This is a genomic window from Proteus faecis (genome assembly GCF_030286765.1).
GTDB classification, from domain to species: Bacteria; Pseudomonadota; Gammaproteobacteria; order Enterobacterales; family Enterobacteriaceae; genus Proteus; species Proteus faecis.
Genome location: NZ_JASVWV010000018.1, coordinates 34867 through 43315 on the forward strand (window position 1 = coordinate 34867; position 8449 = coordinate 43315).

General features: G+C 39.8%; 6 protein-coding genes, 1 tRNA gene and 2 pseudogenes. 6 read left to right on the forward strand and 3 right to left on the reverse strand.

Annotated elements, in window-relative coordinates; translation table 11 throughout:
- Positions 1–308 precede the first annotated feature (308 nt).
- The 3 genes from uspA (at position 309) to QSH13_RS16685 (ending at position 3238) form a co-directional block, all read left to right on the forward strand.
- Complete coding sequence (uspA, locus tag QSH13_RS16675) at positions 309–740, forward strand: universal stress protein UspA (RefSeq protein ID WP_023583131.1); 432 nt, start codon at positions 309–311, stop codon at positions 738–740.
- Positions 741–996: 256 nt separating this feature from the next.
- The gene (gene gdhA, locus QSH13_RS16680) at positions 997–2337 is read left to right on the forward strand and encodes an NADP-specific glutamate dehydrogenase (protein ID WP_109407178.1); all 1341 of its coding nucleotides are present in this window, start codon (positions 997–999) and stop codon (positions 2335–2337) included.
- Positions 2338–2488: 151 nt separating this feature from the next.
- Complete coding sequence (locus QSH13_RS16685; RefSeq protein ID WP_109407177.1) at positions 2489–3238, forward strand: SDR family oxidoreductase; 750 nt, start codon at positions 2489–2491, stop codon at positions 3236–3238.
- A 74-nt stretch (positions 3239–3312) separates the two neighbouring features.
- Here QSH13_RS16685 and rsmJ read toward each other — a convergent pair whose 3' ends face one another.
- Entirely contained in the window at positions 3313–4059 is a 747-nt protein-coding gene (rsmJ, locus tag QSH13_RS16690; RefSeq protein ID WP_109407176.1) for a 16S rRNA (guanine(1516)-N(2))-methyltransferase RsmJ, read from the reverse strand.
- A gap of 3 nt (positions 4060–4062) precedes the next feature.
- Positions 4063–6105 carry an oligopeptidase A gene (gene prlC, locus QSH13_RS16695; RefSeq protein WP_286039376.1) on the reverse strand — a complete coding sequence of 681 codons (2043 nt, stop codon included), beginning with the start codon at positions 6103–6105 and terminating at the stop codon, positions 4063–4065.
- Between the two features lie 242 nt (positions 6106–6347).
- Here prlC and QSH13_RS16700 point away from each other — a divergent pair.
- From QSH13_RS16700 to rhuM, 3 genes and pseudogenes are all read left to right on the forward strand, one after another.
- Positions 6348–6442 (forward strand) — tRNA-Sec (locus QSH13_RS16700).
- A gap of 378 nt (positions 6443–6820) precedes the next feature.
- Positions 6821–7270 carry an IrmA family protein gene (locus tag QSH13_RS16705; protein ID WP_235376070.1) on the forward strand — a complete coding sequence of 150 codons (450 nt, stop codon included), beginning with the start codon at positions 6821–6823 and terminating at the stop codon, positions 7268–7270.
- 471 nt (positions 7271–7741) lie between these two features.
- Positions 7742–8325: pseudogene (rhuM, locus tag QSH13_RS16710) on the forward strand (RhuM family protein); the annotation flags it as partial.
- A gap of 39 nt (positions 8326–8364) precedes the next feature.
- On the opposite strand, the pseudogene QSH13_RS16715 reads toward rhuM, so the two are convergent.
- A pseudogene (locus tag QSH13_RS16715) lies at positions 8365–8449 on the reverse strand (RNA-guided endonuclease InsQ/TnpB family protein); the annotation flags it as partial.

Genomic DNA, 8449 nt, shown 5'->3' on the forward strand with positions numbered 1-8449 from the left:
AAACAAAAGTGACTTTTTCAAGTTGTTTCCTTTTTCAGAAAAAAAAATAAAAAATAACTCTAAAAGGGTGTTTTTGTTGTTTTTTATACTCAATTCTCATTATTATGATGATATTGTCGGTGAATGACATCGTGCTAATCTAAAATGGTGTATATTGTTATTTATCGATAGATGCTTTCTTGATGATTTGACATAAGTTGTGATCAAGACGACATCTAACTTTCATCTTAAAACGTTATATTTAATACATAGGATTTAGGCTTAACCGCCTTTCCAACCGATTAATCAGCTTATGGAAGGAGTTCACGATGGCTTATAAGCATATTCTAGTGGCAGTTGATTTATCCCCTGAGAGTAACGTCTTAGTACAGAAAGCTGTATCTATGGCAAAACCCTATAATGCCAAAGTTTCCTTAATTCACGTTGATGTTAACTACTCTGATCTTTATACCGGTCTAATTGATGTCAACCTCGGTGATATGCAACAACGTATTACTGATGAAACCCGTAACGCGTTAAAAGACCTTTCTGATAAATCGGGTTATGAAATTCAAGAAACCCTGAGCGGTAGCGGTGATTTAGGTCAAGTTCTGGTTGATGCGATTAAAAAATACGATATGGATTTAGTCGTTTGTGGTCATCACCAAGACTTCTGGAGCAAATTGATGTCATCGGCACGCCAACTAATTAATACTGTGCATGTTGATATGCTAATTGTTCCTCTTAAAGATGATGAATAATAATCGATTGCTTGTTTAAGCAAAAAAAATGCCTGCTTATGCAGGTATTTTTTTGCCTAAAATTCCTATTTTTCCGACAGTTAAACTGAGTCAACCTTTTTTATTTGTCTAATTATGAAAAAAATGTCTTGAAGTGTGAATACATTTTAATGATATATTCAAGAAGCAAAACAATATCAACCTCACAAAAACCCAAAAATATTCCGAATAAATGAGGTTATGTCATCATCACATTACACAAAAAAGGAATAGTTGAATGAATATATCTGGCTCATTATCTTCGTTTTTAGAAGGGGTAGAAAAATATAACGCTCATCAACCTGAGTATCATCAGGCGGTTCGTGAAGTTTTTACCACTTTGTGGCCTTTTTTAGAGAAAAACCCACAATATCGTGAACAATCATTACTTGAGCGTTTAGTTGAGCCTGAACGAATTATTCAGTTTCGCGTCTGTTGGTTAGATGACAAAGGGCAAGTACAAGTTAACCGTGCATGGCGCATCCAATTTAACTCAGCCATTGGACCTTACAAAGGTGGTATGCGTTTTCATCCATCAGTCAATCTTTCCATCCTAAAATTCTTAGGTTTTGAGCAAACATTTAAAAATGCATTAACTACATTGCCGATGGGGGGAGCCAAAGGTGGTTCTGATTTTAATCCTAAAGGTAAAAGTCATGGGGAAGTGATGCGTTTTTGTCAGGCACTGATGACTGAACTTTATCGCCATTTAGGCGCCAATACTGATGTTCCTGCGGGTGATATTGGTGTAGGGGCTCGAGAAGTTGGTTTTATGGCCGGTATGATGAAAAAGCTGTCTAATAGTAATGAATGTGTATTTACAGGCAAAGGCCTTTCATTCGGTGGCAGTTTAATCCGTCCAGAAGCCACAGGGTACGGTTTAGTTTACTTTACTGATGCAATGCTTAAACGTCATGGTATGTCTCTTGAGGGAATGCGTGTGGCGGTTTCTGGTGCAGGTAATGTTGCACAGTTCACTATCGAAAAATGTTTAGAATTAGGTGCTAAGGTAATAACTGCATCAGATTCAGGTGGTACTGTGGTTGATGAAGCTGGATTTACGACTGAAAAACTCGCTCGATTCACTGAAATTAAAAATAATTACGGTCGTGTTGAAGAGTATGCAAAAGAATTTGGCTTAACATATCTTGAAGGTCAACAACCTTGGGCAGTTCCTGTTGATATTGCTTTGCCTTGTGCAACACAAAATGAGTTAGATTTAGAAGCAGCTAAAGTGCTTATCAAAAATGGTGTGAAGGCGGTTGCTGAAGGTGCGAATATGCCAACAACAATCGCAGCAACTGATGCCTTTATTGAAGCAGGTGTTCTTTTTGCACCAGGTAAAGCGGCTAATGCCGGCGGTGTTGCAACCTCTGGTTTAGAGATGGCACAGAATGCAGCACGTTTAAGCTGGAAAGCGGAGAAAGTCGATGCTCGCTTACATCACATTATGTTAGATATTCACCATGCTTGTGTGAACTACGGTGGTGAAGGTAAGCAGACTAATTATATTCAAGGCGCGAACATTGCAGGCTTTGTTAAAGTCGCGGATGCAATGTTGGCTCAAGGCGTACTATAAATTTTATCTATTCTGAACGGGTGTTTAACACCCGTCAGATCCCCTTGAATCTGCTACCCTCGTTTACCTATCTTATCTTTTTCAAATTTTTCATCTGCTATCCTTAAAAAAGAGGCACTTTATAAAGTGATTATTTTTGTAGGAGAAATTTATGGCAATGCAGATCGATTTTACTCTACCAAATAAAGTCGCTGTTATTACTGGTGGAGCCGCTGGAATTGGATTATCTATTGCTAAGATGTTTATTCAGAAAGGGGCAAAAGTCGCGTTATTAGATAGATCCGAGAAAGTTGAGCAAGTTGCTCAGCAATTAAATAGTGCAGTTGGTATTCAATGTGATGTCACAAATGAAGAGTCTGTACATCGTGCGGTTTATTCCGTATTTGAAGAATTTGGCCATATTGATATTTTGGTGAATTGCGCAGGTATTGTCGCGTTAGCGCCTGCGGGATCACTTTCTGTTGAGGACTGGAATAAAACGTTATCAGTCAATTTAACGGGGACATTTTTGTTATGCCAAGAAGTGGGACAATATATGTTACAACAAGGGAAAGGGAAGATTATCAATTTGGCCTCTCAAGCAGGTGTGATAGCTTTGCCCGAACATATTGCTTATTGTGCTACTAAAGCGGGTGTTATCGGTATGACCAAAGTGTTAGCGTTAGAATGGGCACCTAAAGGTTTACAAATCAATGCAATATCTCCCACTATTGTGATGACCGATCTAGGAAAGCAGGCTTGGGAAGGAGAGAAAGGTGAAAAGATGAAAGCTCAAATTCCAGCTAAACGCTTTGCAGAACCAGAAGAGATTGCCGCAGCCGCTGTCTTTTTAGCGAGTAATGCTTCAGATATGATAAATGGTCATAATCTTGTTATTGATGGTGGGTATAGTATTCAATAATCAGAAAATAGAAGAAAAGCTGTGGTGGTGTAATAAAGGGGCTTTTATAGCCCCTTTATAATAAAAGGATAACCTTAAACACAAGGATAAATATCAAAGCGGTGATTTTTGGTTGTTACATTGGCATGTGCAGTCTGATTATTTAATGGTTCTGCGTAGTCGGGTCTTTTTACAACGACACGTTTTTTCGCCAAAGTCATTGCGGGTTCTAATAGCGTATCTGCATCTTCATCAGCACCCACTAAAGACTGAAATACTCGCATCTCTTTTTTTACTAATGCACTTTTCGCCTTATGTGGATACATAGGATCAAGATAAACAACATCAGGAGGGGGGGTGATCTCAGTGAGTGCTTGGGCTGAAGAGGCATGAATTAACGTCATTCTCTCTTGCATCCATTCACCAATATCAGCATCAAGATAAGCACGCTTTAGGCCGTCTTCAAGTAATGCAGCAACGACTGGGTGGCGCTCTACCATTCTGACTTTGCAACCAATAGACGCTAATACAAATGCATCTCGACCAAGTCCTGCTGTCGCATCAACAACATCAGGTAGATAGTCTTTTTTGATCCCAACCGCTTTTGCTACCGCCTCACCTCGACCTCCACCAAATTTACGACGATGTGCCATTGTGCCTTCTACGAAATCCACATAGATGCCACCTAATTTAGGTTCATCTTGTTTGCGTAATTCAAGGTGAGTCGGTGTTAATACTAAAGCCATGATTTGCGTTTCGTCGTGAACTAGTCCCCAACGTTGCGCTAAATCAGATAAGGCGCTGTTATCAGCGCCTTCTTCACAAAGTAAACAGATATTCACATATCATCCTTTAATGCCGTAGCCTTTAAGCATAGCATCAAGTTTCGGTTCACGACCACGGAAGCGCTTGAATAGCTCCATTGGTTCTTCTGAACCACCACGAGTTAAAATATTATCAAGGAATGATTGGCCCGTTTCGCGGTTAAAAATGCCTTCTTCAGAGAAGCGAGAGAAGGCATCAGCTGCCAGTACATCTGCCCATAAATAGCTGTAATAACCGGCTGCATACCCACCTGCAAAGATATGGCTAAAGGCATGAGGGAAACGCGCCCAACGTGTTGAAGGAACAACAGAAACTTGTTCTTTCACACTGTTTAAGGTTTCCATTATACGAGCTCCCTTCGTTGGGTCGTACTCTGCATGTAAACGGAAATCAAACAAACCAAATTCTAATTGGCGTAATACAAACATAGCGGACTGATAATTTTTTGCTTTAAGCATATTATCAAGCATTGCCTGTGGTAATGGCTCGCCAGTTTCATAATGACCAGAAATAAAGGCTAATGCTTCTGGCTCCCAACACCAGTTTTCCATAAATTGGCTTGGTAATTCAACTGCATCCCAAGGTACGCCATTAATACCGGCAACATCAGCAGTATCAATTTGCGTTAACATATGATGCAAGCCATGCCCAAACTCATGGAACAGTGTGGTGACTTCATTATGAGTAAAGAGTGCTGGTTTATCGCCTACCGGCTTATTGAAGTTACAGGTGAGATAAGCAACGGGGTTTTGTAGCTTGCCATCAGCATGACGCATTCTTCCTATGCAATCATCCATCCAAGCGCCACCACGTTTGTGTTCGCGAGCATATAAATCAAGATAGAAACTACCACGTAAAGTGTTACTTTCATCATAAAGCTCAAAGAAACGGACATCATCATGCCAAGTGTCGATGTCGTTACGTTCTTTGGCTGTTAAACCATAGATACGATGAACAACTTCAAATAAACCACTTAAAGCACGCTGTTCAGGGAAGTAAGGGCGTAATTGCTCATCATCGATTGAGAACAGGTGTTGTTTCTGTTTTTCGCTGTAATAAGCCAGATCCCAAGACTCTAATTTATCAACACCATAGTGCTCTTTTGCAAATTGAGTTAACTCAGCCAACTCTTCTTTACCTTGTGGGTGAGCGCGTTGTGCTAAATCAGTTAAAAAATCAAGGACTTGTTTTGGAGACTCCGCCATTTTAGTGGCAAGTGATTTTTCAGCGTAATTTTTAAAACCAAGTAGTTGGGCGAGTTCGTGACGTAATGCGAGGATTTCCGCCATTATTTCACTGTTATCCCACTGGCCTGCATTTGGACCTTGATCTGATGCACGCGTGCTATAAGCGATACTCATCTCTTTTCTTAGTTCACGATTATCCGCATAGGTCATCACAGGGAGATAGCTAGGCATATCAAGTGTTAACAGATAGCCGTCTTGTTCTTTTGCTTGTGCGATAGCTTTTGCGGCATCAATAGCACTTTGAGGCATACCTGATAAATCTTCTACATCAGTAATTAATTTAGACCAACCCATCGTTGCATCTAATACGTTATTTCCATATTTAGCGCTTAACTCAGACATACGCGCGCTAATTTCACCAAAACGCTGTTGTTTCTCTTTAGGTAAACCGATACCTGATAATTCAAAGTCACGTAATGCGTTTTCAATCGCTTTTTTCTGTGATTGAGTTAACGCATTAAAATCAGCACTTTCTTTAATTGATTTATAAGCTTGATATAAGCCTTCATGCTGTCCCATCCATGTACTGAATTCAGATAGCAACGGTAAACTTTTCTCATACGCTTCACGTAGTTCAGCACAGTTTTTAACAGAATTTAAATGGCTAACGGGGGACCAAACACGAGAAAGTTTATCGCCAGCTTCTGCTAAGGGTTGGCAAAGGTTATCCCAGGTAAATTGCGTGTTATCAGCCAGTAATTTTTCGACGGTTTGGCGATAGGTAGTTAAAACTTCTTTTAGTGCAGGAACAACATGTTCTGGTTTGATAAGGGAAAATGCAGGCAATCCCGTTGTGCTAAGTAATGGATTTGACATAAAAAACATCCTGTATTTGGGTTTGCAGTGACGTAAAATACACCACTGAGTTTATTCGTTATAGATAGTAAGATGAGGATGAAACTGTATAAGTTCAATAGTATCGCGGTAATTATCCGAAGTTTTACTCAAAAACGGGATTATTTTATTTGAAAGAGGTTTTATTGATTTGATGCACTTGGGATTAAAAATAATTCAGCGTATAATCATTCCGTTATTTCCTTTTGACCATATTTAAAAATGGAAGATCATCGTCCCCGGTGGGGCGGCTGGACTTCAAATCCAGATGGGGCCGCCAGCGGTCCTTGGCAGGTTCGACTCCTGTGATCTTCCGCCACTCAAGTTCAATGCACCTCCACAAAAATCAAATAATTCCTTAAATATCAGTTGGTAAGCTAATTTATGCTCTTCTGATGTCAACCCGACTCAACCTACACTTGTTTTAGTGGTACTTGCTGAAGCGAGTGATCTGCGAAACCAAGCAAAGAAGATACTCACTGCTGGTGGTGATCTCAGAGAAATAGAAAAAAAGAGTAGGTGAATCAAGAACTCAATACGGATAATACCTTTGAAAGGACATCTTTCCTTAAAGATTTTCTGGCTTAAATTGCCCTAAATGGAAAGAAATCGATAGAGGGCAAAGTGGAGTAAAAGTGAATTAATAAATCGTCTATTATAAAGTTCATCGGTTTTATAACAAAATAGGGAGTGAATAGTGAAGAAAATAACGGGGTGTCTCATCTTGGGATTGTTATCAGTAAGTATGTCTGCATCAGCAACAGAAGATAGGTATGCCAGTATTACTCACACTAAAGAAAGTTTTCTTAACCAAGGTTATTGTAGTTATGAATTCTCATTAGATAATGGCGGCAGCCATATGTCACTCGATAATGCAGGATTTGGCGCTTTAGAAATGACTTTGCAGATGAAAGATAAAAAAGGAAGTGTTATCGGCAATGAAGTGCTTGAAGTTGAACCTTTTGGTGATATGGGGGCTAACCGTTCAATTACAGCATCTTTAGAAGTACTGTGTAACGATATCGGAGAGTTTAAAGTGATTAAGGTCGTTGAAGATAAAAACGGTCGTAAAGTCCAATTACCACTCAGTATTTTTGAGCCAATGAACCCAGAGCTTGCCAAGATGTCTGTGAGTGGCTCTAAATAACACTTTCTGTTTATTATTGTGCTGGTGGTTTGCTAACACAATAATAAATTTATAAAGTTAATCGTTATATGTGAGGTTAATTTTATTTTTTATAAATCATGAAGTTAGTGCTGAGTTAGTAATTATCTTAATTGTGTGTTTTATTTCATTGTTCGCGTCCGCTTGGTGTTGTGAGTTCAATTAATCAATTCAGCACTATCCTTAAATAAGGATAGGCATTAATGGGGGCACTGCTATTTATCCAACTCAGTAAACTCATTTAATACCATTATCCATTAAATTCGACTCCAGTGATCCCACTCATTGCTATCTACTCCAATTTAATTACAGCTAATCTTAAGATATGTAGCATATTGTTATTTCATAAAATAATGTGGTTTCTTACTATTTACAGATGTCCTTATCTTTTTATTAAACATGATATATTGTTATTCATTGTTTATTTATAGCGCACAGATCGGAGGCAGTTTGATAAGCGATAATCTTCCTAAAGCATCACAGGGCGAATTTGTTTTGTTTCGAAGTGAAGATGGACAGACACTCGCGTCGAATGCCGTTTTGAGTCGGATACGCTGTGGTTATTTCAGGCTGAAATTGCCAATTTTTATCAGGTAACACCTCAGGCAATAACTCAACATGTTAAAGCTGTTTACGAAGAGGGTGAGCTTGTACAAAATTCAACTTGTAAGTCTTTCTTACAAGTTCGACAAGAAGGTAATCGGCAGGTTAATCGCAACACGCTGCATTACAACCTCTCAATGATCCTCGCGATTGGCTACCGTGTCCGTTCTGTTCGTGGTACACAGTTTCGTCAGTGGGCAACGCAAACTCTGGAGCAGTATCTGGTCAAAGGGTTTGTGATGGATGATGAGCGTCTGAAGAACCCGCCTATCGGTCAATCAGTCGTGCTAGATTACTTTGATGAGATGCTCGAACGAATCCGGGATATTCGCGCTAGTGAGAGGCGAGTATATTTACGGGTGAAAGAGATATTCACCATGGCAGCGGACTACGAACCTTCCAATAAAGAAACCAATCGTTTCTTCCAAACCATGTGACTGCTCCCCGCCCTGTCGGGCGAGGCTTCCCACTTCTTAGACCGCAACCGTCTGTGTGACGGATTTACGCTGGCCTCCATGGGCAGAAACGACGAGTCCCGCCGCTTGTAATTCCAGTATG

What these genes read in the sequence shown, in the direction of transcription:
- uspA (WP_023583131.1), top strand. Translation starts at nt 309, where the DNA reads ATGGCTTATAAGCATATTCTAGTGGCAGTTGATTTATCCCCTGAGAGT.
- gdhA (WP_109407178.1), top strand. Translation starts at nt 997, where the DNA reads ATGAATATATCTGGCTCATTATCTTCGTTTTTAGAAGGGGTAGAAAAA.
- QSH13_RS16685 (WP_109407177.1), top strand. Translation starts at nt 2,489, where the DNA reads ATGGCAATGCAGATCGATTTTACTCTACCAAATAAAGTCGCTGTTATT.
- prlC (WP_286039376.1), bottom strand. Translation starts at nt 6,105, where the DNA reads ATGTCAAATCCATTACTTAGCACAACGGGATTGCCTGCATTTTCCCTT.